Source organism: Cupriavidus sp. C3SS-1 (assembly GCF_057073755.1).
This window is the reverse complement of sequence record NZ_CP172700.1, coordinates 1,369,268-1,395,337: the sequence shown is the minus strand read 5'-3', so window position 1 is coordinate 1,395,337 and position 26,070 is coordinate 1,369,268. Positions and strand designations below refer to the sequence as shown.

Genomic DNA, 26,070 nt, shown 5'->3' with positions numbered 1-26,070 from the left:
TGCGCCGGCTTGCCAGGCAAGTTGTGTTGCCAGCGGCCGCGCGCCCCGCCAGAATCGTATCACCACATTCTGGCAACCTCACCGGGGAGGGCCGTGCATGAACCGCAGCCGGCGGCACTGGATCGCGAGCACCCTGGCATTTTCCGCGGGCATCGGGTGCCGCATACGATTCGCGCGGGCCATCTCCCAGCCCTCGTGGACGCTGTGGGATCGCTATGCCAGCGATGCCATCAGTTCGGACGGGCGCGTCATCGAGCACGCCCGCGAGGCCCGCACGACATCCGAGGGCCAGGCCTATGCCTTGTTCTTTGCCCTGGTCGCCAATGACAAGGCTCGCTTCGACCTGCTGCTGGACTGGACGCTGAGCCACCTCTGGACTGACCGCGCACAACCGCCGGCATGGCTGTGGGGGCAGCGCAAGGACGGCAGCTGGGGCACCCTCGACAGCAATACCGCGACCGATGCCGAACTCTGGATGGCTTACACCTTGCTGGAGGCGGCACGCGTTTGGGAGCGCCCGGCATGCCGGCAACTGGGCACGGAAATGCTTGCCGCCATCCGGTCCAGCGACATGGCGCGCCTGGCTGACGGCAGCTTTATCCTGATCCCCGGCAAAAGCGGATTTCGCCTGGCCGAGCGGACCTACCTGATGAATCCGAGCTACGCTCCGGTGCAGCTGTTGCGCCGTCTTGCCTCGCACCAGCCGGAGGGGCCCTGGCAGTCGGTCGCAGCGAATCAGGTCAAGCTGCTGGCCCAAAGCGCTCCTGCCGGCTACGCGCCGGACTGGTGCCGTTTCAGTGAGGGCGCCGGCTTTTCGATCGAGCCATCCAAAGGTCCGACCGGCGGCTATGACGCCATCAGGACGTACCTTTGGGCAGGCATGCTGAATCCGGCGGATCCGTCCGCCGCGCAACTGCTGAACGCGCTGGGCGGCATGGCGAAGACGTTTGCCGCGAGCGGCCGGGTGCCGCACTACGTGAACGTGCAGACGGGCGAGGTGTTCGGCGAGGGCCCCGCCGGATTCTCTGCCGCCGTCTATCCGTTCCTGGTTGCCGCGGGACAGGCGCCACTCGCCGACCGGGTGCGGCTGAAAATGGAAAGCGATATCGAGAGCCAGTGGCCGTCGCTTGGCTATTACGACAGGAATCTCCTGCTGTTTGCCTCGGGGTGGGCGCAGCAGCGATACCGGTTCGACGCGGACGGCTTCCTGCAGTCGGAAGCACATCCCGTCAGGGCGTCAACCTTCGGAGACCGATAGCAATTCTAAGGCCGGGCGGCCGCGTATGGCGTGCCGGCCAAGGTGGCCCGCTCGCGCCAGCATGGCGAGCGGTATCTCGGGTAATGGGGCCGGGCCTACTTCAACAGCTTGCTGAAGTCCAGGTCCAGCCGGGCCAGCGATGCGTCGATGGCGCCGCGCTTGGCCTGGATCCAGGCATCCTGCTGTGCAAGCCGCTGGTCTGCCTCCTTCAGCATGCGTGCCATCTCCGCAGGTTGCGGTCCGCCGCGCGTGACGCGGTGGTTGACGATCGCGACCGGATCCAGCGCCGCGCGAAATTCCGTCTCGCTCATCGGGAAGTCGGTATTGCTGCTGTAGTCGCGCACGGACTCGGCGTAGATGCGCCGTGCCTCGGCGTAGGGGAACGCGCTCGGCCGGATGTCATGCGCCTTTGCGTACTCGACGAGTTCCGAGGCGAAATGGTGGCCGATACGAAATGGCAGCTTGTACTTGCGCATGAGTTCGTCGGCCAGTTCCTGCGATGCGGTCCAGTCGCTGTCGAGTTCCTCCAGCGCGCGCTTCGGGTCGATGACGAGGGCCTGCATGATCCTGTCCCAGCCCTGCAATACGCGGATCGCGCTGTCGACCATTTCGCCGTTGACCACGGCGTCCTTGGCATCCGACATGCCCGGCGGCAGGTTGTGCGCGCGCATGACCGGCCCCATCGCCAGTGTCAGCGCGGTCGAGGCGCGCTCCCGCGTGGAATTCAGCAGCCCGGGATTCTGCTTCTGCGGCATCGCGCTCGACACATAGGTATTGCCGCCACCTTCGCGCAGGAGAATCCAGGGGCGCGGCTGGGCATACTGCGTCATGACGTCCTCGACGAAGCTGCCGGCGTGCAGCGCGATGCTGGTCACTATCGATGCCGCCTCGACCGGCAGGTCCACGGCGCTGATCTGCGATGCGTCATAGGCATTGTCGACCAGCGCGGAAAATCCGAGGTAGCTCGCCATCCTGGTTCGATTCAGCGGCCAGCCGGTGCCGTTCAGCACCGTGGTGCCCATCGGCGAGCGGTCGATGCGGCGATAGGCCTCGCGGATGCGCTCGGCATCGCGGTCCAGCCCCGCCGTCATACCCAGCAGGTAATGCCCGTAGCTGTTCGGCTGCGCCGCCACGCCATTGGTGTAGTTGGGCACGATGGTGCCGGCATGCTTCCTGGCCAGTCCGACGATGGTGGCGGAAGTCTTGTTCAGCTGGTCCGCCAGCGCCAGCATTTTCTCGCGGAGCATCGCCGCGCGCACCGTGGCAAGCATGTCCTGGCTGGAGCGTCCGGCGTGCAACAGCGTGACTTCCTGGCCGGCCGCCTGGATCATCAGCGGCTCGAACGTGATCACGGTGGACGGGCGCTTGCCGCCGGGCTTGTCGCCGTTGGCCAGCACGGTTGCAACCCCGCCGGCGACTTTCGGCGCCAGCGACTTGTCCAGCAGGCCTTCGTCGGCGTTGATGACGGCGGACGCCTTGTTGATCTCGCCAAGCCAGTAGAAGGCGTCATGGTGAACGTTGTCGGCGGCCAGTGCGGCATGGGGGAGTATCGACGCGGCAACAGCGATGAAGCCGGACGACTTCAGGATGCGGGAGGCGTTGTGCTTCCAACGTGCAAGGGGCATGGCTTGTCCTGGATGCTTGTGGGGTTGAAGGCCTCGACGTATCAGATCCCGGCCACGGTATTACGTAGCCTATTCTCGGGTAATAGTCGGTAGCGCGAGTATTGTCTCTTGCCACGGGCCCCGGGCGCCAGGCGCTTATCCCCTCATGGAGGCGCCCAACATGAGCAGGTCCTCCGGATCGAGCGACTCCACCACGTCGAGCGTTTTGACGTTTCGCAGCATCTGGAGCATGCCCTGCCGGAACAATGCAGTGTCGTCGATGACCACCGCCAGGCCGATATCGCGACACGGCCATGCTTGCGGTTCCGTCTGCTCGGCGAGTAGCGCGGGCGTGGCGGCACATGCCTTCGTCTTGTCCATGGTCTTTTCCTGTTTCGTTCTTAAAGCACTGCTGGCGCACAAGAGAAACAGCAACGGACGTGCCAGCCTGTCGAAGGAGCCGTTTGTGCTCCGAGGCAGGGGGATCTTCGCCGAACTTCCGCGAAAACGGCAACTGGTGCGAATGGCGGCACGCTGCCAGGGTGTTACGTGTAACGTAACACGTTCCCTGTTTTTCGCCCGGCTCCTTGGGGACGCGGCCGCCATTGCGCCAGCGTGTCGCGTTGTCCGCCGTCGAAAAAATTTGCACCGGGGGCGGGTGATGGAAATCCGGTTGCGGAGCGTGTGCGAGCCATTCGGAAATCCGTTATCCGTTAAAGCCGATTCAGGGTAGAGCGTTCGAGCGGTTATACTCCGCGCTCCACAACCAACGGGTATTAAATATGGTCGTAGCAACCAAAGCCGCCGCTCCGAAGGCCGCAGTCGCCAAGAGCAAGCCTGCCGCGAAGAAAATCGCCGCACCGAAGCAAAAGGCCAGCGTGCTGGCACGCGAAGCCGTGGCGGCAAAGAAGCGCCTGCTGAAGCTGCGCGCCGACACGAAGAAGGCGATTGAAGCGGCCAAGCGCGAAGTCGCCCAGGCTGCCGAAGCCGCCAAGTCGGCGCTGCGTTTCGAGAAGCAGGCCGCCAAGGACAAGCTCGCGGCGAAGAAGGCAAAGACCGCCGGCGCCGCCAAGGCAACGCGCAAGACCGCCGCCACCAAGGCTGCGCCGAAGAAGGCCGCGCCCGCCAAGGCTGCCGTGAAAGCCGCGCCGAAGAAGGCCGCTGCAAAGCCTGCTGCACCGAAGCGTGCCGCGGTGAAGAAGGCAGCGCCGAAGGCCGCCGCCGCGACGCCCCAGGCTTCGGCCTGATGCTTGCCTGGGCCGGCTAGTCATTCACCTGCCGGCCCATTGACGCCAGAAGGGCGCACGGTCACCGTCCAGGTCCCTGTGCCGCGGGACCGTGCATTGAACCCTCTGGCTCAATCTGCTTTACGCTGTATCGCCCAAACGCGTTTCCCACGCAGCCGGGCGATGCAAGACTGAAAAAATCTTTCCGCGTCCCGCGCGACAAGACGGATGCAAGATACCGACGACACGCTTCCCGAGGGCGAATCCTCCGCCATTCACGAGCCTCGACTCTGGCGAGACAAGGGTTGGACGGCCCGGGTGATCAAGAACGAGGATGGCGATGGCTGGGCGGTCGAGATGATCCGTGATGGCAGCGTCGAACCAGCCCTGGTCGGTCCGTGGACCATGGGACGCAACAAGGTCGATCCGAAGCCGCTCGATGCCACCGCCCACCAGACACTGGTGAAGACCGCGGCGGAAGTCATCCGCCGGCACGAGCAGCAGCTGCACGCGCAGCTCAACAAGCAGTGCCATATCGAAACTGAATCGGGGCCGCTGACGGTCAGGCTGGTTGTCACGCCTGACGAGTTCGAGCCTTACGGCACGCTCACGGCCGTCGACGCCTTTGGCGAGATGGTCGCCACCGTCAAGGTTGCGCCTGACTTCAGGCTGACACGCGAGCGCGCCGCCCGCTGGGCAGCGGATGGCTTCGGCCGGGTGGCCTGAGACCTTTCGCGATCCAGGAAGTCGATCCAGGCGGTGCTCTGACGGCCCACGCTTCGCTACCCCGGCAGATCTCTGCGCGGCCCCGCACACGTCCCATCGCATTGTGTGCGCGATGCCACACGCAATGGCCCCATGCTCGCCGGCCAGCCGTTATATAAAGAACCTGACGGGTCCAGATAATAAGAAACGCTGCTGCTCGCTGCGGCTATGCCGGGGAATTCTGACCCGATACGGCAATTTGCGAGGGGCGTCGTGAGCGAAAACGTCAAGACCAGCGTGCTGTCCTTCGCCCTGCTGGGGGCGATCTTCTATGGCCTGATCACCGTGTTGGGCTTTGAATCCACGATTTCCGACATCGGCAGCCGGCTCATGCAGGCCGCGAGCCAGCTGATGTACCGGCTATTGCTTTAAGCCGCGATCGCGGGACGGCTTTCTGCCGGATCAAAGTAGACACACGAGCAGGGCCAGGCCCGTTACAAACCTTCACAAGGCTTGCTGAACCTTCGATCGTCGTGGAATCCAACAAGGAGACGAGCAGCCAACCTCCGCTGCGCTCGCGCCATGTTGCGCGGCTTACGGAGTCTTACCATGCATTCAATCTCCCGGCATCCGATCGACGACGCCATCAGCAAGATTCCGGCAGTAACGCTCGGCTTCTGGGTCATCAAGATCGCCGCAACGACGCTCGGCGAAACCGGGGGCGACTGGCTGACGATGTCGCTCAAACTCGGCTATCTCATCGGTTCCCTGATCTTTCTTGCCGCCTTCGTGGTGTTGGTCTCGGCGCAGATCCGTGCGCGCCGGTTTTATCCGTGGTTGTTCTGGACCACGATCGTCGCCACGACGACGCTTGGGACGACGCTCGCGGATTTCTGCGATCGTTCGCTGGGCGTGGGTTATGCAGGCGGCGTGGCGATCGTCGCTGCGTGCCTGCTGGCCAGCCTTGCCAGCTGGTACCGCGTGGAGGGCACGGTTTCGATGGATAGCGTCGTGAGCGCGCGTGCCGAATGGTTCTACTGGATCACCATCCTGTTCTCGCAGACGCTCGGCACCGCGCTCGGCGACTGGGTGGCCGGCGAGGATAGGGGCGGCCTTGGGCTCGGCTATGAGGTCGGCGCGGCAATCTTCGGGGGCGGGCTCGTCATCGTGGCCGCGCTTTGGCTCTGGCCCCGTGTTTCGCGTACCGCGTTGTTCTGGGTCGCGTTCGTGCTCACGCGCCCGCTCGGCGCAACACTGGGCGACCTGCTCGACAAGCCCGTTGCGCAAGGCGGACTGCAGTTCAGCCGGTTCTACGCGTCTGGCGTGTTGATCGCCTTCATCGCGGGCTGCATCCTGCTGATCCCGCAACGTGCGGCGCGCCGGGCGGCTTCGCGATAGTGTCGATGCGGGCGCCCGGGGGGCCTAAGCGGATTCCGTCTCTTCCAGACGCTTCGCCGATGCCTGAAGGCCCTCGAAAATCCGGTCGGAAACGCGGGCCGGGAATCCGGCAGGGAGGCTTTCTGCCACGCTCGAAATCACCGAAGGAACTTTGGCAAGCATATCCCGAAGGATCGGCTCCGCGGTTTCGCCGGCATAACACCTGGCGGCCATGGCATTGAAATGGCGGCGCCGGATATCTTTCAGGTGGTAGTGGCGGTTCTTGCCATCCACTGCCATGGCCAGCTTGGCCTTGTGGTAGGAGATGTGATTCGGCCCGTCGCCGATAATCGGCCAGGCAGACAAGACATCGTAGAGTGGCGTGAGGGTGTAGCGCCCGCCTGGCAGCATATGGATGCTGAAGTTCTTGGCGTGTCCGTCGGTTGCGGCCAGCAACCAGAACAGGATTTGCGCGGACAGGAACGTTTCGAGATCCTGGTCAGGCGTCTGCGATTGCCGCAGGATTCCCGTGATGTCTACCATCCCGGGGCCGCCTTCTGCTTCGTATTTCAGATGCGCAGGCACGCCGAGCGCCTGGCAGAAGTCCTCCTGTGGCAATCGCATGATCCAGTCGCCGCTGCGATGTAGCTGCCGGTCGAACCGCTCTACGACCAGCACCTTTTGCTTGCCGAAAGACACTATCTCGCAATCGGGCACCGGAAGCCCGAACGCCCTGACCAGCTGCATGCAGAGCCATTCGTTCTCTACCGAAGTCGTCAAGTCCGCCTTGCGGTTGCCGACCAGGCCGAGCGGCAGCTTGACAATATGCGTGGTCGGCGTGGCGCCATGCGGAAGCAGCCACCGGCCCTCATGGCGGAGCAGGGCGGTTTTTTCCTGGGCGCCGGCAATGGAGATGCGGAAATCCTCGTCCTCCTTCAGCGTGCCGGGCCCCGTCGTCGTGACCGTGTTCTGTAGCAGTCTTTCGATGTCGTCATCGGAAAGCGGGGTGCCTTCGATCCGGTCGACATGCTGCGGCGCCTCATCTTCCTTGAGCAGCTGAACGGCGCCCACGCAATCGCGCCCGATCGCTTCCAACAAGTCGAAGGCATCGGTGGAGCCGGTCTGAAACCGGGTGGCCAGCCGCCTGCGGATGTTGTCGTTATCTGGCAGGAGGTTGTCAAAGTAGTTTCGGACCCGCTCCCCCTTCAAAGGCGAGTCATCAACGCCAAACGGTAGCGACAGGGACAAGGGACGGCCCGCGGCCGATTCCATCCAGTCTTTGTCGTACTGGAGCTCCATCGGACTGTGCGCCGGGATGCGCCAGGTGCCGACCCGAAGACCGTTGGCCCAGACTGACAGCGCCCGCGTGTGTGACTTTCTTCCCACTGCGCTTACCAGTCCGTCTTTTCGGATGCGGGGGCGGCGTCCTTGGACTGGATGATCAGTTCCAGCCCATAAAGGTTCACCAAAGCCAGCAGTTGTTCAGCTGAAATCGCTTTAGGTACCAGTTCCAGGGCGGACAGCCGGCTTTGGCTCAGCCCCAGCCTGGTTGCGGCCTGGCCTTGCGTGAGTTTCCTGGCCCGACGCGCCGAGCGCAAAATCTGGCCCAGTTGGGGAGTCGTTGAAAGCACTTGCGTCATAGGGTAATACCTGCAATACAGATAAATCTATCTTAGCTGCGTTTCAGGTAAAAGCAAGTTACCTGAATTGCGCGTATTCAAGATTTACCTGTATTGCAGGTACATGGCGATTGACGGCGATCCTATGCGGCGCGCAGCATGGGCAGGCCGACCCGTACGGGACGGGACGACCAGGATGCTTCAGTCCATATGCTGTCCGCCGTTCATGGCGAGATTGGCCCCGGTGAGATAGGCCGCATCGTCCGAGCACAGGAAAGCCACAAGTCCTGCCACCTCTTCGGGCTTGCCAAGGCGCCCAATTGGAATCTGCGGCAGGATCTTGCTGTCCATGACGTCTTTCGGCACGGCCATCACCATCTTGGTGGCCAGATAACCCGGAGACACCGTATTGACCGTCACGCCCTTCCTGGCGACTTCGAGGGCCAGTGCCTTGGTGAATCCGTGCATACCGGCCTTTGCGGCGGAATAGTTGGTCTGGCCGAAGGCGCCTTTGGAGCCGTTGACCGACGAGATGTTGATAATGCGACCCCAGCCGCGCTCGACCATGCCCTCGCAAAGTGGCTTGGTGACATTGAACACGGAATCGAGGTTGGTCCTCATCACCGCGTCCCAGTCGGGCTTGCCCATTTTCTTGAAGGCCATGTCGCGCGTGATGCCGGCATTGTTCACGAGGATGTCGACGTGGCCCATGTCACCGAGGATTTTCGCCATGCACGCCTGGCAGCTTTCGAAGTCGGCCACATCGACTTCGTATGCACTCATTTCGCGACCGTTCGCTGCCATGGTGGCGAGCCATTCCCGGACCTTGGTATTGCCCGGCGAATGCGTCACCACAACCTTATGGCCCGCGTCATGCAAGCGAATGGAAATTGCCTCTCCCAGGCCACCCATGCCGCCTGTAACGACTGCGATTTTCTTCGTCATGCTGATTTCTCCTCTGAGAGCTAAAAGACCCCGGGCCCGCGAAGCTCGCAGGCCGACGTGAATGGACCGACAACGGTGATACCCCTGCGCGGCGAGTGTGCTGGCCTCTACGTGGCCCGCGAGGCGGCCAAATAACGGCCCTGACGGTACCGCTGAGTGCTCTCTTGTAAAAATTTCCGGTGAGATCAAGGAGGTTGATCTTAGCGAGGGTTATGGACATTCAGGGTGTCCGGAATGCGCGCCTTGTGGCAGTGCGGCAAGGCGAGGCGACGCTAAGGGTGTCCGCGGCAAGCAGCGCGTGATTTTTTATTAACTTGGCGCATGAGAGCGAGATTCCCTTGTCACGTCGCCGGCGGTAAAATCGACGCGACCTTTATGCGCCGGCTGCGAGAATGCATACCCATTACGATAATCTGAAGATTTCTCGTGACGCCCCGCCCGAGGTTATTCGCGCGGCATACAAGGCATTAAGTCAAAAGCACCATCCGGACCGGAACCGGGATTCATCCGAATCCCATCGGGTCATGACGATTATCAACTCGGCTTACGAGGTCCTGATGGACCCCGCCAGGCGCGCCCAGCACGATGCCTGGATTCTGGCGCAGGAAAAGGCCGCCGCGTCGGCGTCCGTTCGTGCCGCGCAGCGCGCACGGCCGGCTTCCTCAGCCCCCGGGGCATCCAATGGGCCGGCGTCCAGGCCGGTTTCGGCGGCGCGCCAGGCCTCTGCCGCGACCCGGGCTTCGACAGCCGACCGGGCCTCCGGAAATTCCAAGGGCACGACCAGGCCGGCAGGGAACCGCACGTTTTCAAAGTCGCTGTTCGTACTGGTGGTGGCGGGGGTCGCGATCTACCTGATCATTCCGACCTCGCGCACGCCGGTGGAGAATTCCGGGCAGTCCGCGACGTGGACGCCATTGGCCGCGACGGTGCCGTTAACGCCTGCCGAGTCGCGCACGCTTTCCGCCACGCCGGGAAAGCCGCTAGAAGCGCTGCCTCGCTATGCACGCCAGCCCGCGGCGCCGAACGGCCAGTCGTGGCCGGCATGGTCCAGCTACGTTCCAGGCTATCCCATCCGCAAGACGGGTGGATTGTCGTCGCTGACGGTCGACAACTCGCGCAACCCGTCCGACGTCTTTCTGAAGGTGTTTTCACTGGAAGGGGGCAGCCCGGTCCCGGTGCGCTTCGCGCTGATCAAGGCGGGCGCGTCCTTCGAGTTTTCCAATATGGCTTCGGGGAACTTTGATGTTCGCTTCATGGACCTGGATACCGGAAAGCTCTCCAGGTCGGAGCCCTTCGAGCTGGAAGAAATCGCCGAAGGCAATGGCACGCGATACAGCCGGATGTCGCTCACCCTGAACACCGCGCGCAGCGGCAATGCGCGAACCCAGGCAATCGGCGAAAGCGAATTTTAGGCGGGGCGTCGAGTAGCGCAGGGGCGCTCGCCAAGGGGAGGGGATCCCTTGGCTGTTCTGACTGGCGGCCGCCCGAAGGGCAGCCGCGACCGGGCAGGCGAGCGCAGGGTAATCCGTATAGCCTTCTGCACCCGGGTGATAGAACGTCTCGGGGCGCGGCGCATTGAGCGATGCGTCGAGCTTGAGGCGGCGCGGCAGGTCCGGGTTGGCGATGAACAACTGACCGAATGCGACGGCATCGGCTTCGCCGGCGGCCAGCACGCGCTCGGCGGTCTGCTTGGTCATCTTTTCGTTGGCGATGTAGACGCCGCCGAACGCTGCCTTCAGCGCCGGACCGTGGCGATTGTCGCCCAGTGCCTCGCGCGAGCAGATAAACGCGATGCCACGCTTGCCGAGTTCGCGCGCGACGTAGCCGAACGTAGCGGCCAGGTCGGAATCGCCCATGGTGTGCACGTCGCCGCGCGGCGACAGGTGCACGCCGACCCGCTTGGCGCCCCACACCTCGATGCAGGCGTCGGTCACTTCCAGCAGCAGCCGCGCGCGGTTTTCGATCGGGCCGCCGTAGGCGTCGGTCCGCTTGTTGGTGGAATCCTGCAGGAACTGGTCGAGCAGGTAGCCGTTGGCGCCGTGGACTTCAACGCCGTCGAAGCCTGCTTTCTTGGCGTTTTCCGCACCGTGGCGGTAGGCGGCGACCACGCCCGCGATTTCTTCGGTTTCCAGCGCGCGCGGCGTGACGTAGGCGCGCTGCGGGCGCACCAGGCTCACATGGCCGCCCGCCGCGATGGCGCTTGGCGCCACCGGCAGTTCGCCGTCCAGGAAGATCGGGTCGGAGATCCGGCCGACGTGCCAGAGCTGCAGGAAGATGCGGCCGCCGGCGGCGTGGACGGCGTCGGTCACCTGCTTCCAGCCCGCGACCTGCGCATCGGTCCAGATGCCCGGCGTGTCGGCATAGCCCACGCCCTGCGGGGTCACCGCGGTGGCTTCGGAAATGATCAGGCCGGCCGAAGCGCGCTGCACGTAGTACTCGGTCATCAATGCGTTCGGCACGCGCTCGCCGCCAACGGCACGCGAGCGCGTCAGCGGCGCCATGATGACGCGGTTGGGAAGGTCGAGGTCGCCGATGCGGATAGGATCGAAGAGGGTAGGCATAAGGTCCTGGTTTTCGTCGGGAGGGAGGAGCGCACGGGTCTGTGCGATGGCAAGACGCGGGTAGCGTCGGGCCGGTACGAATCAGAGCGTCAGAGGTCCTGATGGATATGGTCGAGAAAGGCCTGGATCGTCTCTTCGTCACGCTTGAAGAAGACCCACTGGCCGATGCGCCGGCCACGGATCAGCCCGGCACGCTGCAGCGTCGCGAGGTGCGCCGAGACCGTCGATTGCGACAGCCCGCAGTGCGCGTCGATCAGCCCCGCGCAGACGCCCATGTCGAGCGGATGCTCCTGCGCGGCGAAGTAAGCTTCCGGCGTGCGCAGGCAGGCCAGGATGTTCCGCCGTACGGGATTGGCCAGGGCCTTGTGGATGGCATCCACATCGATCCCGGGCTTGCCAGGGGCGTTGTCCGGCGAGGGTTGTTTCGGTGATTCGCGAACCATATATCGGGAAGCGACAAACTGTATATCGAAACTATACGATATAAGTGGGCGGTCTGCATGACCCCATGAGCGGTGCGGGTTTGTTCAGCAGATTTTTCCCATGGCCCACGGACTTCTGTCATTCACGGCGCATCGGCACGCTTTTTTCTCAGACCGGTTGTGAAGAGGGCTGCCCAATTGCGCGGGCAGCCCTTGAAGTCCTTAGGCCGGTGACACCGCGGGCCGCGTCAGCCGGCGCGGAGCATATGCTTCTGGATCTTGCCGCTCGTCGTCTTGGGCAGCGCGTCCAGGAAATGGTAGCGGCGCGGCCGCTTGTAGGCGGCCAGCCGGTCCCCTTGCAGCAGGTACGCATCAAGCTGTTCGGCGCTGACCTGCGCGTCCGGGCGCTTGACGACATAGGCGCCGACCACCTGGCCCCACGTCGCATCCGATTCGCCGAGGACCGCAACCTCCAGCACGGCGGGGTGCTCGATCAGCGCGTCTTCCACTTCGCGCGGGTAAACGTTCTCGGCGCCCGAATTGATCATGTAGTCGATACGATCGCGGATCCAGAGGTAGCCGTCGCGGTCCAGGCTGGCCAGGTCGCCGGTGTGGTACCAGCCATGGGCCAGCGCCCGTGCGTTGGCATCGGGCCGGTTCAGGTAGCCGCGCATCATGCACGGACCGCGCACCAGGACTTCGCCCACCTCGCCGGGTTCGCATCGCAGGGATGGATCGGTCGGCTCGCCATCGTCGCGCAGTCGGGCCACCACCAGGTCGTGGCCCAGCGACGGCAGGCCTGCCGAGCCCGCGTGGCTCAGTTGCTCGTGCGGATAAAGCACGGACATGCAGGGGCCCATCTCGGTCGTGCCGTAGACCTGCACCAGGCCGGCGCCGATCTTCCGATCCCATTCGCGGATCAGGTGCGGGGCCATCGAGGCGCCGCCATACTCCACGAGCCGCAGCGAAGACAGGTCGCGCCGCTCCGCGTCGGGATGGTTCAGCAGCATGCCAACCATGGTCGGCGCCGCGAAGAAGTGCGTGACGCGCTCGGCCTCGACCAGCGCCCAGGCCTCGCCCGCATCAAAACGCCGCTGCAGCACCTGCGTGGCGCCGAGTTGCAGGCGAGGCAGGAAGCTCGTGTGCAGCTCGGCGGTGTGGTTGAGCGGGGCCACCGACAGGCCCACGTCCTCGCGCGTCAGGCCCATGGCCTGATGCATCATCGCGTTTTGGAACAGCTTGCTGCGATGGGTATGGACCACGCCCTTGGGCCGGCCCGTGGTGCCGCTGGTGTACATGAGGATGCATGGATCCTCCTCGTGCACGATGACCTCCGGTGCCGTGGCGGGCTGGCCGGCGGCCAGCGTGGACAGGTGGTGCGTGGCAAACGACGGCGCCTCGCCGTCGTCCGCAAAGATCCGCAGCGGCGTGCCGGTGGCCTGCGCCGCGGCCTTTTCCGCGACCGTCGCGACTTCGTGCTCGAACACCAGCGCCCGGGCCTTGCCGTCGTTGAGGATGTAGGCCAGTTCCTGTGCGGCCAGGCGATAGTTGACGGGGTTGAACACCGCGCCGATGCGGGCGCAGGCCAGCAGCGTGAAGACGAACGCCGGCGTGTTGTAGAGGAAGGCCGCTACGACGTCGCCCTTGCCAAGGCCGATCGAGAGCAGGGCATTGGCGTGGCGATTGACTTCGGCATCCAGCCCGGCATAGGTCCACGCGCGCCGCGCCGCACCGGTGCCGGCGACCAGCGCGGTCTTGCGCGGCAGGTAGCGCGCGGGCCAGGAAAGGGTGTCGCCAAGCGTCAGGCCGTCAGTCAAATTTGTGCTCCAGGGGCTCGGGCGAGCGTGCCCGTACGCCCGTTTCGTTCGCGAGAATCGCGAACTATAAGGCGGGGATTACCGGGATGTGAAATAACGATTTCCTCTTTCCTTATGCATGAAGCGGCACGCTGGCGACGGGCGTTGCTGAAATGCGCATCGGGGGCGCCGATCCCGCCATGCGCTGGGCGAGGAAGCTGGCCTGAAGGGCGGTGGCATGGCAAACTCCGCCGCCGGTACGGTAGTTGCTTCGCAGCAGGCAACCAGCCGCCTGCATAGAAGGACATAGCCCCGCTTCCGGAGGAGACGCTGCGATGCCAATGACCGACCAATACCTTTCCGACGCGCCCGCGCGTGCGGAGATCGATGCCCTGCCAGGTGCCACGGTGATTGAATTCGGCACCGACTGGTGCGGCTATTGCCAGCGTGCCCAGCCGGCGCTGGCCCAGGCCTTTGCCAGCTACCCCGGCCTGCGGCACATCAAGGTGGAAGACGGCAGCGGCCGCCCGCTCGGGCGCTCGTTCCGGGTCAAGCTGTGGCCCACGCTGGTGTTCCTGCGCGATGGCCGGGAGGTATCGCGCCTGGTCAGGCCCGCCGATGCCGCGCCCATTCTGGAGGCCATGGCGGCCATTGCCTGAGCCCGCCCGGCTTGCCGGGCAACCCCCGCAGGAAAGATAAGCCTGCTTGCAATCCCCGCTTCAGGAGGGAACAGGTTTCGCTCGTTCCGGCCGATTCTTCAATTGGCGAACCCTGCGGGGGGCAGCACTCCCCGTGGGCGCCTGGTCCCCGAATCCGGCACGTGGCTGCTTCGCAGATCAGCGACGTGGCCGGCCAATCCTAAGCCTTGAACATGAGCGCCGACAGCCCCGAGCAGCGACCCGCCGTCCTAATCGTCGACGACATTCCGGAGAACATTGCCGCCATGGTGGCAATGCTGCAGGACCAGTACCGCGTGCGCGTGGCCAACCGTGGCGCCAAGGCGCTGCAGCTGGCCGCGTCGTCGGCGCCGGACCTGATCCTGATGGACGTATCGATGCCGGAGATGGATGGCTATGAAACCTGCCGCCATCTCAAGTCCAACCCGGCCACCGCGCATGTCCCGGTGATCTTCCTGACCGCCCGCACGGACGAACGCGATGAAGCGCGCGGGTTCGAGGTCGGCGCGGTCGACTACATCATGAAGCCGGTCAGCCCGCCCGTGGCCCGCGCCCGCATTGCCAGCCAGCTCACGCTCAAGCAGGCGCACGATTTCCTGCGCGACCGATCGGCGTACCTGGAGGCCGAGGTTCAGCGGCGCACGCGTGAAATCACGCAGATCGAAGACGCCACCATCATTGCGCTGGCCGCGCTGGCCGAAACCCGCGACAACGAGACCGGCAACCATATCCGCCGGACCCAGCACTACGTCAGGGCCCTGGCCCGCGCGCTGCGCCACGATCCGCGCTTCAGCGCGCAACTGGACGACCGCACCATCGACCTGCTGTTCAAGTCCGCGCCGCTGCACGATATCGGCAAGGTCGGCATTCCGGATCGGATCCTGCTCAAGCCGGGCAAGCTGACCGCGGAAGAATTCGAGACCATGAAGTCCCACACGCTGCTGGGACGCGATGCTATTGCCGATGCCGAGGCCCAGTGCGGCACGGGCGATTCCTTCCTGCGCTATGCGCGCGAAATCGCCCAGTACCACCACGAGAAATGGGATGGCACGGGTTATCCGGAGGGACTTGCCGGCGATGCCATTCCCGTGTCGGCCCGCCTGATGGCGCTGGCCGATGTCTATGACGCGCTGATTTCACGGCGCGTCTACAAGCCGGCCTTCTCGCACCAGGAAGCCGTGCGCATCATCCTGGAAGGCCGCGGCCGGCATTTCGACCCCGGCATGGTCGACGCATTCGAGGGCATCGCCGGCGAATTCCACGCGATTGCACTGCGCTTTGCCGATCCCGCGCACGCGCCGCAGCGCCAGGCCGCGCCTGCCACCTGAACGATGTCCAGGCCCGATTCCCACGCAGGCTTCTGGCTGCGCGGCTCGCTGCCGGCCTACGGTGCGCTGCTGATCCTGGCGGTCTGGCTGGTGGCGTTCGCCGCCATGTCCATGGTGCGCCAGAACGAGCAGGCCAGCGTCGGTGCGCGCCTGGGTGCCACCGTGAAAACCACCGCGCGACAGCTTGAGACCTGGGCCGCCGACCAGCGTCGCCGCGCCGTCTCCATGAGCACGCTGGACGAGACAGTCCGGCTGGCGCGGCCGCTGCTGGCCAAGGGCGCGCAGCCCGGTCCCGAACAATTGCGCGACTTCGTCAACTGGATCACGCCGCTGTACCGCTCCAACGGTTATATCGGCTACGGCCTGATCACGATGGATAACCGCATACTGGTGTCCGACCTGGTCGAGCGCAACGGCAAGACGCTGCAGCCCGAAGCCGCCGCCACCGCGACGCGTGCGCGAGAGAACGGCGCGTCGGTGTCGGCGCCGTACCGCGGGCCGCTGCTCCAGGACGGACTGGGCGGGCCGGCGGGCCACAGTCCGTTCCAGATCGTGTGTTCGCGCCTGTGGGACCATGATCGCGTGGTCGGCGCGCTATGCCTGCGCATCGATCCGTATGCCGTGATGCTGCAGATCCTCAAGGCCGCGCGCTTCGGCAACTCGGGCGAGCTGTATGTGATCGACCGCGACGGCCGCCTCAGTTCGCCGAGCCGCTTCGACGAGACGCTGGCCGGACAGGGGCTGCTCCAGCCCGGCGATGCTTCCATGTTCAACCTGCGCGTGCGCGTGCCGACCGACCTGGGCAACGGCCGCTGGCGCACCGCGGACGATGCGCCGCTCACGAACCTGGCGCAGCAGGTGCTGCAGTCGGAAGCCCTGCAGCTGGCCTTTGGCTACCGCGGCTACCGCGGCTACCGCGGCCAGCGCGCGGCCGGGGCGGGGCTATGGATACCAGCACTGGGATGCGGGCTGATCCTGGAGCAGGACATGGAGGAGACGCTCAGCTCCTACCTGTCCACGCGCACCGTGGTGGCCAGCATGGCGGGCGTGATCATGCTGCTGATCGCCGTGGCGGCCTGGGCCCTGCGCAAGAGCCAGCACAAGCTGGCGCAGAGCGAAGAGCGGCTGCGCGCCTTGCTGGACCATTCGCCGGCCATCATGCACCTGAAGGACCGCAACCATGCCTTCCTGCAGCTCAATCCGTCCCTGGAGGCATTGCTCGGACAGGAGCGGGATGCGCTTCTGGGCAAGACCGACCGCGAGCTCGCGGTCATGCCCGGCGGCACGCAAGAGCGCTGGGAGATCGAAGAACGGGTGATGGCCACCGGCCAGGCCGAAGAGCAGATCTACGCGCTGGCCTCGCCGGAAGGCACCCGACAGCTGCGGATGATGCGTTTCCCGGTGCAGGACCCGACCAGCAAGGCCGTGGTGGGCGTGGGCGCGGTAGGCATCGATATTACCGAGCAGGAGCGTGCCAACCGCGAACTGAAGGAGTTGTCGCAGACGCTCGAGCACAAGGTGTGGGAGCGCACCCGCGAGCTGGCCGTGGCCAACGCGGAGCTGGCCAAGGCCAAGAACGAAGCCGAGTCCGCCGCCCAGGCCAAGGCCAGCTTCCTGGCCAATATGAGCCACGAGATCCGGACGCCGATGAACGCGGTGATCGGCATGGCGCACCTGGCGCTCAGCACCCATCTGGACCCACAGCAGCGCGACTACATCGAGAAGATCCAGCGTGCGGGCCAGCACTTGCTCGGCATCCTGAACGACATCCTGGACCTGTCGAAGATCGAGGCCGGCAAGCTGGAGATCGAGCAGGTCGATTTCTCGCTGGAGCGCCTGCTGCGCACGGTGGGCGACCTGGTCAGCGAACGCGCCGCCGCCAAGCAACTGGAACTGGTGGTCGATGTACAGCCGGACGTGCCCGATTCACTGCGCGGCGATCCGCTGCGCATCCGCCAGGTGCTGATCAACTTCACCACCAATGCGGTCAAGTTCACCGAGCGCGGCGAGATTGCCATCCGCGTCGCGCGCTGCGCCGGCGAACACGCCGAGACGCGGGTCCGGCTGCATTTCGAGGTGCGCGATACGGGCATCGGTATCGATGCCGATGCCATGCCGCGGCTGTTCCGCAGCTTCGAACAGGCCGACAGCTCCACCACGCGGCAATATGGCGGCAGCGGCCTGGGGCTGGCCATCAGCCAGCGCCTGGTCACGCTCATGGGCGGCGCGATCGGCGTGCAGAGCGAGGCAGGCAAGGGCAGCACGTTCTGGTTCGAGCTGTCGCTGCTGCCGGGCACCCGGCGGGCGCCGGCACTGCTGGTGCAACCTGAACTCGCGGGGCGCCGCCTGCTGGTGGTCGATGACCATGGCTACGCGCGCCAGGTGATCGCGTCCATGCTGCGCGGCTTTGGCTTCCGCGCGGACGAAGTCGAATCAGGCGAAAAGGCGCTGGCCGCCATCCAGCATGCGGATGCCGTGTCCGATCCCTACCATGCGGTCTACATCGACTGGCGCATGCCCGGGCTGGACGGCATCGAAACCGTGCGCCGGCTGGCCGCGATGTCCTTGCAGGGCCAGCGTCCGCGCCCGCTGATGATTACCGCCAACGGCCGCGAAGAGGTCGTGCGCGAAGGCCAGCGCAATGGCTTCGAGACCACGCTGCACAAGCCGGTCAGCCCGTCGGTCCTGTTCGACGCGACCATGCGCGTGCTGGCGTCGGAGCCGGGGCGCCTGCCAGACCGGGGTGCGCCGAGGTCCGTGACGGGGCCAAGCTGGACGCTGCCGCATGCGCGCGTGCTGCTGGTCGAAGACAACGAGATCAACCGCGAAGTCGCCACCCACCTGCTACAGCAGGCCGGCATCACCCCCGATACGGCGGCGAATGGTGCGATCGCACTCGAACTGCTGGCCGGCCAGGACTACGACCTGGTGCTGATGGACATGCAGATGCCGATCATGGACGGCTTCGAAGCCACGCGCCACATCCGCGCCAATCCGCGGCTGGCGTCGATGCCGGTGGTGGCGATGACGGCCAACGCATTGCCCGAAGACCGCAGCCGCTGCCTGGCCGCGGGCATGGACGACCATATTCCCAAGCCCATCAGTCCCGCCACCTTTTTCACGACCCTGCACCGCTGGCTGACCGGCACGCCGTCAAGGACTGGCGCCGGCAAGCAGGGAGCCGCAGGCTGGCGTGACGATCCGCTGGGCATGCAGGACGCCGTGGTGGCAGGCCCCGAACCTGACGCGCGGAATGCCGCGCCGGACTGGACCCTAGCATTGGCTGCCACGGGCCTGGTCGATGTCGATGGTGCCGTTGCCCGGGCAGGCGGGCGCGTCGACACGTTCCGCCAGTTGCTGGAACGCCTGCTTTCGGGCTATGCCCGCACACCGGAGCGGATCGCCGTGCTGCTGCGGGCCGGCGAGCGTACCGAGGCCGCGCGCCTGGCGCACACGCTGGCCGGACTGGCCGGCAACCTTGGCGCCAGGCACGTGGCCGGGGCCTCGGCATCGCTGGAGTGCGCGCTGATGGGAAGGTCGTCGGAAGATCCGTCCGCCTTGCTGCAAGCGCTGGAACAGGCGCATGCCAGCCTGTGCGAAGCCCTGTGCGAGCACCTGCCGCCAGATACACCGGAACCGGCCGCCCCGGTTTCCAGCCCATCCGTTGGGCTCGCGGACGTACTTGACCGTCTGCGCCGCCAGCTGGCCGATGGCGCCAGCGAGGCCAGCCTGACACTTGCGGCCCACCGCCAGCGGCTGGCGGAGGCGTTGGATGCCGATCGCTTGCGCCGCCTGTGCGAGGCGGTGGAGAACTATGACTTCGACGGGGCGGTGGAGATTCTGGCTGACGGAGAAGACTAGGGGCGCGCCTTGGTGGATCCGGGGCCAACGAGCCGCAATGGCGCAGTCCGGCGGGGTGACCGCAGCGGCATCAGTAGGGCCGTGCAGCCACCGCGCTGATCAACCGTGGTGCGGGGCACCAGGCATGCTCGCCGCCGTGGCACCGGTCGAACGCTGGTGGGTGTCGGTGCACGGGTGCGCCGCGCGCGCCGCCGCGCGGCCGCGCTCGATGACGGCCCAGTCGGGGCCGGCCATGGCGGGCCACGCCGCCGTGACAGCCGCGGCGCCAAGCAGCGCCAGCAGGATGGTCTTCATTGCGATCTCTGGAAGGAATTGTGCGCGCAGGCGTCGTGGCAGACGAGGCCTGCGCCAATGATGCGTTCTGCTTACGCGTTGGCGTTGGCGTCCGCGAGCGCTGCGCCATGTGCGGGCGGCGCCGACACGCCGGAGTGGTCCATGCCAGCGATGTTCAGGCTGGCACCGGCGCTGTGGCCGCCGTCGGTGAAGGCGTCGCGCTTGTCGGTGACGTGGCCGCCGTCGGTGAACGGGTCGCGCTTGCCGATGGCGTTGGCGCCGTCCGTGAACGGGTCGGGCTTGCCCTGGCGCATGACGTAGCCGTAGCGGTCACCGGAGATGCCACGGTCCTGCAGGCCTTGGGCGGCGGCCTGGCCGGCGATCGCGCTGGCACCAAGGGTGATGGCCGTAAGGAGGAGGGCGTTGAGAGTCTTGTTGTGCATGGTTGCTGCTTCTTCTGACTGATTTCAGGCGGCATTCCCCGTGGGGCTGGTGGGGGCGCGGGGCGGCGGATCTGCCGCCCTGCATGCCGTCCGGGTCGCCTTGTGAGCGGTGCCGTAGTGTTTTTTGTGCGGCACGGAAGCAAGTGTAGCCACGCGCAGCTATTCCGATGATGATTTAAATGGCGATATACAAGTCGTTTTTTTCATCGTCGATGTCTGGCCCGCTCCGCGCCATCAGGGTTACCCCGCTTCGTTGCCGGGCGTGCCGTTCGCTACAGTGCAGTGTTGCACCCGCGCGGAACCACGTGGCCCGAGCCACCGCGTGCCGGTACAGCGTTCCAGGCCGCCCCCATGAATCCTCCGTCGCTCACATCCCAGTCCTTGCCCGAAGCCGCTGCCGTGCGCGCCTTGCGCCACGTCGTGGCCGACGACGCGCACGCGGCCGCCGTCGAGCTGGACGGCTGGCAGCAGCGCTACCAGCAGCTCACGCCGGGCGCCTTTCGCGCCGAAATGTCGCAGGTGACCTATGGCGACGTCCATGTCTTCCGCGAGCAGACTTCACAGAGCCTGCTGGAAGAAGGCGAAGCCGCAAAGGGCTATGTCGCACTCGCCTTGCCCGATATGCAATGCCAGGGCGGCTGGTTTTCCGGCTACGCCATGGATGGGCAGACCTTGCTGTGGGGGCCGTCGATGGCCATGCGCACGCCGCAGCAACTGGACCTGGCCGGCCTGACCGTACCCTTGCCGGCACTCCAGCGCGCCGTGGCACAGGCCGGGGGCGAGCCGGAGCGGCTCGCTCGCATGCCGCCCGTGCGGCCGGTCTCGAAGCGCGCGGGCCGGGAGTTCCGGGCCGTGCTGCTGTCCGTCCTGGCCACCGCAGCGATGGATGCCGAGGTGTTCAGCAACCGCTTTGTCGAAAGCGCGATGCGCGATGCCTTGCTGCTCGCCGCAGCGGTGGTCCTGGTCGGGGAAGGGAATGCCGGGATCGACCGCTTGCCAACCGCTCCTGCGCGGCGCCGGCTGGTGGCCGACGCCTACCAGATGATCCGCAGCGCGCCGGAGCAGCCGTGGAGCATCCTGTCGCTGTGCGAACGGCTGGGCGTGTCGCGGCGGACGCTGCAATACAGCTTCAACGAGGTCACCGGCCTGTCGCCGCTCGATTTCGTGCGCGCGGTGCGGATGAATGGCGTGCGCCAGGTGCTTCGCGCCGGCGTGGCGGACTCGGTCGGCGCGGCCGCGGCAAGCTTCGGCTTCCAGCATCTGCCGCGATTTGCCGCGCAGTACCGCGCGTTCTTCGGCGAATTGCCGTCAGCCACGCTGGCGCGTCGCTGAACGGCGTCTCGCACGAGCGTCCTGCCGTTCAGGCGACGACCGCCCGTGGCAGATGGCGGCCCACCCAGTCCCGTTCCTGCTCGTAAGCCCGTGCCACACGCAGCACGCCGAGGTCGTCTCGCGGGCGGCCAATCAGCTGCATGCCCATCGGCAGGCCGTTCTGGCCGAAGCCGACCGGCACGCTGATCGCCGGGCAGCCTGACAGCGTCCAGGGAAACACGACTTCCATCCAGCGGTGGTAAGTGTCCATCTGGCGGCCCGCGATCTCTTTCGGCCACGGCTGGCGCACGTCGAACGGGAACACCTGCGCGGTGGGTACGGCGATGTAGTCGAAGCTTGCAAAGACATGCTCCAGTGCCTGGTACCACGCGCTGCGATCGGCGCTCGCGGCGTAGATGTCCTCGGCGCTGAGCCTCAGTGCGCCTTCGATTTCCCAGATGGCTTCCGGCTTGAGCATGGCGCGCCTGGCCGGGTCCTTGTAGAACGGCAGCATGCCGTTGCCGACCAGGAAGTGGCGGTGCACCAGCCACGTCTTCCACAGGCGCTCCGGCGAAAACGGCGGCTTGATCTTTTCGACACTGACGCCGAACGCCGCAAACGCCTGCAGTGCCTGCTCGCACAGCGGCAGAATGCCGCCTTCCATCGGCAGATAGCCGTCCCAGTCGCCAAGCCAGGCCACGCGCTTGCCCTTGAGGTCGGTCGACAGCGCCGCCATGACGTTCTCCGGCGTCAGCGTCGCAAGCACCGGGTCCGCCGCAAGCGCCTGTGGCGTGCGCGGATCGGGGCCGGCCTGCGTGGCCAGCAGCAGCGCCACGTCGGCCACGGTGCGGCCCATCGGACCTTCGTAGCCGAGTTGCTGGAGGAAGACCTCGGGCGTGGGGCCATAAGGAACGCGGCCCACGGACGGGCGGAAGCCATAGACATTGCAGAACCCGGCCGGATTGCGCAGCGAGCCGCCGAAATCGCTGCCGTCGGCCACCGGCAGCAGCCGCATGGCCAGCGCGGCCGCCGCGCCGCCGCTGCTGCCGCCGGCCGTGCGCGTGCTGTCATACGGATTGCGCGTGGCGCCATAGACCGGGTTGAAGGTCTGCGAGCCCAGGCCGAACTCCGGCGTATTGGTCTTGCCAAGCAGGATCGCGCCGGCCTTGCGCGCACGTTCGACGATGATGGCGTCCGTCGCCGGCACGTTGTCCTTGAAGATCGGCGAGCCGAACGTGGTGCGGATGCCCCGTGTGAGCGCGAGGTCCTTGGGCGCCTGCGGCATGCCGTGCATCCAGCCGGCCACCTTGCCGGCCGCGAGCGCTTCATCGGCGGCGGCGGCTTCCTGCATCAGCACGTCGCGCCCGCGCAGCGCCACGATGGCGTTGGTCACCGGGTTGACGTGGTCGATATGGGCCAGGTAGGCCGTCATGACCTGCCGGCAGGACAGGCGGCCGCCGCGGATCTCGCGCGAAAGCTGCCACGCCGGCATCAGCACGATGGGGTCGGGCGTGCCGCCTCCTGTGGTCGGGCCGGCCGTGGCAGGTGACGCCCCGTCGGGCGCTGCACTGGCCGTTCGGCTGGCCATGGCGGCCACGGCAACCGTGGAAACCGCGGCGCCGGCAAGGTGGCTCAGCCACTGGCGCCGGCCGGTCAGCGGGGAAGACGTGGCGGGGGCAGTATCGTTCATGGTGTGTGCTGGCATGGATCAGAACCGGTTGGCAGGCGCGCGGCGCTTACACCGCGATCATGACCGATTTGGTTTCGGTGTAGTGGTCGAATACGGCGCGGCCCATCTCGCGGCCCAGCCCCGATTGCTTGAAGCCGCCGAACGGCATGGCGTTGTCGAGCAGGTTGTGGCAATTGACCCAGACCGTGCCGGCCTTGATGCGCGGCACCAGCCGGTGCACGCGCGACAGGTCGTTGGACCAGACCGACGCGGCCAGCCCGAACGGCGTGCCGTTGGCGCGACCCACGACTTCGTCGATGTCGTCGTAGGGCAGTGCAACGACCACGGGACCGAAGATTTCCTCCTGCACCACGGACGAAGTCTCGGGGGCATGCGCCAGCACCGTAGGCTTGAAGAAGTGCCCGCGCGGCAGTTCTGCATTGCCGCCGCAAACCAGTTGGGCACCGGCATCGACGCCGGCCTGCACATAGCCCGCCACGCGTTTGCGCTGGCGGCGTGACACCAGCGGACCCATTCCGGTGTCGGGCTCCAGGCCCGGCCCCAGACGCAGGCTGTTGGCAATGTCGGCCAGTGCCTGCACCGTTGCATCGAACTTCGCGCGCGGCAGGTACAGGCGCGACCCGGCGGTGCAGACCTGGCCCTGGTTGAAGAAGATGGCCTGTGCGGCGCCCGCGGCGGCGGCTTCGGGCGACATATCGTCGAGCATGATGACGGGCGACTTGCCGCCAAGCTCCAGCGTCACGCGCGCCAGGCGCTGCATGGCTGCGCTGCCGACCAGCTTGCCGACTTCCGTCGAGCCGGTGAAGGCAATCTTGTCGACATCCGGATGACCGGCCAGCGCCGCGCCGCAGTGCGCGCCGTCGCCGGTGACGATATTGACCACGCCCGCCGGATAGCCGGCTTCGATGACCAGTTCGCCCAGGCGCAGCGCCGACAGCGGCGTTTCCTCGGCCGGCTTGAGCACCACGGTGCAGCCGCAGGCCAGCGCCGGCCCGAGCTTCCATGCGGCCATCAGCAAAGGGAAATTCCACGGAATGATGGCGGCGACCACGCCTACGGCTTCCTGCCGCGTGAACGCGACGAACTCGCGCTCGCGCACCAGCGGCACGGACACGTCCAGGCTTTCGCCATGCAGCTTGGTGGCCCAGCCGGCCATATAGCGCAGGAAGCCGGCCGCACCGGCCACGTCGATGGCGCGCGCCATGGTCGCGGGCTTGCCGTTGTCCAGCGCCTCGATCTGCGACAGTTCCTCGGCGTTGGACTCGACCAGGTCAGCCAGGCGCAGCAGCAGGCGTTCGCGGTCCGACGGGCGCATGGCGTGCCACGGACCTTGCTCGAAGGCCTTGCGCGCGGCCTGCACGGCGGCGTCGACATCGGCGGCACCTGCGGCGGGCACTTCGGCAAGCGCGGTCTCGGTAGCGGGGTCCTCTGTCGTAAAGACCGCGCCGTCGGCAGCGGCGCACCACTGGCCGTCAATCAGCATGCGCTTCGGGCGTTGCAGGAAATCGCGCGCGGCGGCGCAAGGCAGTTCGGTGCGGGTGTCCATGGGTCTCCTCTGGTGTCTTCGTTGGTGTCGGGTTTCAGCGGCTGGTGCCCAAGATGGCGGCACGGTGTGCGGCCACGTCGTCAAGCCGCTGGTTGCGGTCGCGGGCCACTTCATCGGTGGTGAACGGGGCGATGTCCTGGCGGCCGGTCAGTGCGGGCAGCATCCAGTTCATCAGTCCGGCAATTTCGGCATCCGTCAGCGACGAGCCGGAGGTGCCGGGCACCTGGATCAGGAACGCGCGCCCCGCGGCCGTGGCCAGCAGTTGCGGCACGGTGGCGCGCAGGTCCGGAATGCCGGCCGCGGGCTTGCCGGAGCCGTCCGGCAGGTGGCAGCCGGAGCAATGCAGCACATAGTCGGCGTGGCCGCGCTGCAACCGGCCTTCGGCGCGCGCGGCCCCAGCCATCAGCGCGGTGGCCACGCAGGCAAGGGCCAGGCGAAGGACGGCGTGCCGCATGTCAGTGCGCCGCGTCGCGCAGCTTGCGCACGGCGCCCGGTGTCTTGCGGGCCGTGCGCGCCTGGGTGAACGCGTCGGCGCCCACGGTGGCCGCGGCCAGGCCGTTCTGCGTGCCGAGCCAGGCGAGCACGGCGGCAAGCGAATCATCGGGCAACGTGCCGAACGACGGCATGACGCCGTTGAACGACTGGCCCTGCGATTCGATCGGGCCGGCCATGCCATGCACCAGCACGTTCGCCAGGTAAGCCTGGCCCGCAGGCGAGCCAAGGCGCTCGCGCAGCGCGTTGGCCAGCGGCGGCGCCACGCCCGGGATGCCGCTGGCATCGTTGTTGTGGCAGGCGGCGCAGTTGGCGGCAAACACGTCCTTGCCCTGCGCCGCCAGATCCGCGGCGCTTGCGGTGGCCGCCGCGCCGGCAAGCGCGAAGGCCACGCACAGGCGATGCAATGGGGACTTCATTCCTGAACTCCAAGGATGATCGAGGTGGTGCAATGGAACATGGTGCTGGCGTTGCTCATGCACCAGTTGACGTCGTTGTGCACGCCGAGCTTGTAGCCAGGGCGTTCGCGTTCGTTGGTGTTGCACTCGCAGCGGCCACACGTGGTTTTGCCGCAGCAGTCGTTGTAGCTGACCATGTAGTCCTTGCCGTCGGCCGGGTTGCGGCAGGTGCCGACCCATGACACGCGTGACGGCTCGGTGCCCGGCGGACACGTGGTCGAACTGCCGCCGCAGCACGAGCACAGGAAGCCATCCACGGCGCAGTACTTCCAGTAATCACAGGAGGTCTCGTCCGCGGCCTTGCCAGTCCTGGCGCCATGCGCCGCGGCGGCATGGGCGCTGCGGTCGAACGGCAGTACCGGCAGTGCCACCGTGCCCACCATGGCCTTGCCGAGCGTGGCCAGCACGCTGCGGCGCCCGGTGCGCTGCGCGGCCCGGCGGGTCTGGCGTTCGAAAAGCTTGTCAAACCACATCGTCG

General features: G+C 66.3%; 24 protein-coding genes and 1 pseudogene. 10 read left to right on the top strand and 15 right to left on the bottom strand.

What is annotated here, in order from left to right; all coding sequences use genetic code 11:
• Window positions 1-97 precede the first annotated feature (97 nt).
• The gene (gene bcsZ / locus ACIGJC_RS22470) at window positions 98-1,258 is read left to right on the top strand and encodes a cellulose synthase complex periplasmic endoglucanase BcsZ (RefSeq protein WP_483711623.1); all 1,161 of its coding nucleotides are present in this window, start codon (window positions 98-100) and stop codon (window positions 1,256-1,258) included.
• Window positions 1,259-1,353: 95 nt separating this feature from the next.
• Here the strand turns inward: bcsZ and ACIGJC_RS22465 are convergent, their stop codons facing one another.
• Together ACIGJC_RS22465 and ACIGJC_RS22460 are read right to left on the bottom strand one after the other, a co-directional pair.
• On the bottom strand, window positions 1,354-2,883 hold the full coding sequence (locus ACIGJC_RS22465) for an argininosuccinate lyase (RefSeq protein ID WP_483711622.1): 1,530 nt from the start codon (window positions 2,881-2,883) through the stop codon (window positions 1,354-1,356).
• Window positions 2,884-3,018: 135 nt separating this feature from the next.
• Window positions 3,019-3,243, bottom strand: a complete 225-nt coding sequence (locus ACIGJC_RS22460) for a hypothetical protein (RefSeq protein ID WP_483711621.1) — start codon at window positions 3,241-3,243, stop codon at window positions 3,019-3,021.
• A 401-nt stretch (window positions 3,244-3,644) separates the two neighbouring features.
• Here ACIGJC_RS22460 and ACIGJC_RS22455 point away from each other — a divergent pair, with 401 nt between their 5' ends.
• The 4 genes from ACIGJC_RS22455 (at window position 3,645) to ACIGJC_RS22440 (ending at window position 6,191) form a co-directional block, all read left to right on the top strand.
• Window positions 3,645-4,109, top strand: coding sequence for a fumarate hydratase (locus ACIGJC_RS22455; RefSeq protein WP_483711620.1), 465 nt, complete (start codon window positions 3,645-3,647; stop codon window positions 4,107-4,109).
• Window positions 4,110-4,316: 207 nt separating this feature from the next.
• On the top strand, window positions 4,317-4,814 hold the full coding sequence (locus ACIGJC_RS22450) for a hypothetical protein (protein ID WP_483711619.1): 498 nt from the start codon (window positions 4,317-4,319) through the stop codon (window positions 4,812-4,814).
• Between the two features lie 252 nt (window positions 4,815-5,066).
• Window positions 5,067-5,225, top strand: coding sequence for a hypothetical protein (locus tag ACIGJC_RS22445; RefSeq protein ID WP_483711618.1), 159 nt, complete (start codon window positions 5,067-5,069; stop codon window positions 5,223-5,225).
• 177 nt (window positions 5,226-5,402) lie between these two features.
• Window positions 5,403-6,191 carry a COG4705 family protein gene (locus tag ACIGJC_RS22440; protein ID WP_483711617.1) on the top strand — a complete coding sequence of 263 codons (789 nt, stop codon included), beginning with the start codon at window positions 5,403-5,405 and terminating at the stop codon, window positions 6,189-6,191.
• Window positions 6,192-6,215: 24 nt separating this feature from the next.
• On the opposite strand, the gene ACIGJC_RS22435 is transcribed toward ACIGJC_RS22440, so the two are convergent.
• The 3 genes from ACIGJC_RS22435 to phbB form a co-directional block, all read right to left on the bottom strand.
• Window positions 6,216-7,556, bottom strand: a complete 1,341-nt coding sequence (locus tag ACIGJC_RS22435) for a type II toxin-antitoxin system HipA family toxin (RefSeq protein ID WP_483711616.1) — start codon at window positions 7,554-7,556, stop codon at window positions 6,216-6,218.
• A gap of 5 nt (window positions 7,557-7,561) precedes the next feature.
• Window positions 7,562-7,810, bottom strand: a complete 249-nt coding sequence (locus tag ACIGJC_RS22430; RefSeq protein ID WP_483711615.1) for a helix-turn-helix domain-containing protein — start codon at window positions 7,808-7,810, stop codon at window positions 7,562-7,564.
• A 180-nt stretch (window positions 7,811-7,990) separates the two neighbouring features.
• Window positions 7,991-8,734 carry an acetoacetyl-CoA reductase gene (gene phbB, locus ACIGJC_RS22425; RefSeq protein ID WP_483714511.1) on the bottom strand — a complete coding sequence of 248 codons (744 nt, stop codon included), beginning with the start codon at window positions 8,732-8,734 and terminating at the stop codon, window positions 7,991-7,993.
• A 392-nt stretch (window positions 8,735-9,126) separates the two neighbouring features.
• On the opposite strand from phbB, the gene ACIGJC_RS22420 reads away from it, so the two are divergent.
• Complete coding sequence (locus ACIGJC_RS22420) at window positions 9,127-10,146, top strand: J domain-containing protein (protein WP_483711614.1); 1,020 nt, start codon at window positions 9,127-9,129, stop codon at window positions 10,144-10,146.
• Window positions 10,147-10,242: 96 nt separating this feature from the next.
• Here the strand turns inward: ACIGJC_RS22420 and ACIGJC_RS22415 are convergent.
• The 3 genes and pseudogenes from ACIGJC_RS22415 to ACIGJC_RS22405 all read right to left on the bottom strand — a co-directional run.
• Window positions 10,243-11,295 (bottom strand): annotated as a pseudogene (locus ACIGJC_RS22415) (alkene reductase); the annotation flags it as partial.
• Window positions 11,296-11,384: 89 nt separating this feature from the next.
• On the bottom strand, window positions 11,385-11,738 hold the full coding sequence (locus tag ACIGJC_RS22410) for an ArsR/SmtB family transcription factor (RefSeq protein ID WP_483711613.1): 354 nt from the start codon (window positions 11,736-11,738) through the stop codon (window positions 11,385-11,387).
• 227 nt (window positions 11,739-11,965) lie between these two features.
• Window positions 11,966-13,534, bottom strand: a complete 1,569-nt coding sequence (locus ACIGJC_RS22405; protein ID WP_483711612.1) for a fatty acid--CoA ligase — start codon at window positions 13,532-13,534, stop codon at window positions 11,966-11,968.
• Window positions 13,535-13,848: 314 nt separating this feature from the next.
• On the opposite strand from ACIGJC_RS22405, the gene ACIGJC_RS22400 reads away from it, so the two are divergent.
• The 3 genes from ACIGJC_RS22400 to ACIGJC_RS22390 all read left to right on the top strand — a co-directional run bounded on the left by ACIGJC_RS22400 (window position 13,849) and on the right by ACIGJC_RS22390 (window position 19,379).
• On the top strand, window positions 13,849-14,172 hold the full coding sequence (locus tag ACIGJC_RS22400; RefSeq protein ID WP_483711611.1) for a thioredoxin family protein: 324 nt from the start codon (window positions 13,849-13,851) through the stop codon (window positions 14,170-14,172).
• A 212-nt stretch (window positions 14,173-14,384) separates the two neighbouring features.
• Complete coding sequence (locus tag ACIGJC_RS22395) at window positions 14,385-15,518, top strand: response regulator (RefSeq protein WP_483711610.1); 1,134 nt, start codon at window positions 14,385-14,387, stop codon at window positions 15,516-15,518.
• Between the two features lie 3 nt (window positions 15,519-15,521).
• Complete coding sequence (locus ACIGJC_RS22390) at window positions 15,522-19,379, top strand: response regulator (RefSeq protein ID WP_483711609.1); 3,858 nt, start codon at window positions 15,522-15,524, stop codon at window positions 19,377-19,379.
• A gap of 99 nt (window positions 19,380-19,478) precedes the next feature.
• Here ACIGJC_RS22390 and ACIGJC_RS22385 read toward each other — a convergent pair whose 3' ends face one another.
• Window positions 19,479-19,673 (bottom strand): hypothetical protein, encoded by a 195-nt coding sequence (locus ACIGJC_RS22385; protein WP_483711608.1) that lies wholly within the window; start codon window positions 19,671-19,673, stop codon window positions 19,479-19,481.
• A gap of 71 nt (window positions 19,674-19,744) precedes the next feature.
• Window positions 19,745-20,095 carry a hypothetical protein gene (locus ACIGJC_RS22380; RefSeq protein WP_483711607.1) on the bottom strand — a complete coding sequence of 117 codons (351 nt, stop codon included), beginning with the start codon at window positions 20,093-20,095 and terminating at the stop codon, window positions 19,745-19,747.
• A 351-nt stretch (window positions 20,096-20,446) separates the two neighbouring features.
• Here ACIGJC_RS22380 and ACIGJC_RS22375 point away from each other — a divergent pair, with 351 nt between their 5' ends.
• Window positions 20,447-21,427, top strand: a complete 981-nt coding sequence (locus ACIGJC_RS22375; RefSeq protein WP_483711606.1) for a helix-turn-helix domain-containing protein — start codon at window positions 20,447-20,449, stop codon at window positions 21,425-21,427.
• A gap of 28 nt (window positions 21,428-21,455) precedes the next feature.
• On the opposite strand, the gene ACIGJC_RS22370 is transcribed toward ACIGJC_RS22375, so the two are convergent.
• From ACIGJC_RS22370 to ACIGJC_RS22350, 5 genes are all read right to left on the bottom strand, one after another.
• Window positions 21,456-22,898 carry an amidase gene (locus ACIGJC_RS22370; protein ID WP_483714509.1) on the bottom strand — a complete coding sequence of 481 codons (1,443 nt, stop codon included), beginning with the start codon at window positions 22,896-22,898 and terminating at the stop codon, window positions 21,456-21,458.
• 244 nt (window positions 22,899-23,142) lie between these two features.
• Window positions 23,143-24,642, bottom strand: a complete 1,500-nt coding sequence (locus ACIGJC_RS22365; RefSeq protein WP_483711605.1) for an aldehyde dehydrogenase family protein — start codon at window positions 24,640-24,642, stop codon at window positions 23,143-23,145.
• A gap of 34 nt (window positions 24,643-24,676) precedes the next feature.
• Entirely contained in the window at window positions 24,677-25,096 is a 420-nt protein-coding gene (locus tag ACIGJC_RS22360; protein ID WP_483711604.1) for a c-type cytochrome, read from the bottom strand.
• Window position 25,097: 1 nt separating this feature from the next.
• Window positions 25,098-25,553 (bottom strand): c-type cytochrome, encoded by a 456-nt coding sequence (locus tag ACIGJC_RS22355; RefSeq protein ID WP_483711603.1) that lies wholly within the window; start codon window positions 25,551-25,553, stop codon window positions 25,098-25,100.
• A complete protein-coding gene (locus tag ACIGJC_RS22350) occupies window positions 25,550-26,065 on the bottom strand; it encodes a methylamine dehydrogenase light chain (protein ID WP_483711602.1) in 516 nt (171 codons plus the stop codon). Before ACIGJC_RS22350 ends, ACIGJC_RS22355 begins: the two co-directional genes overlap by 4 nt.
• Window positions 26,066-26,070 lie beyond the last annotated feature (5 nt).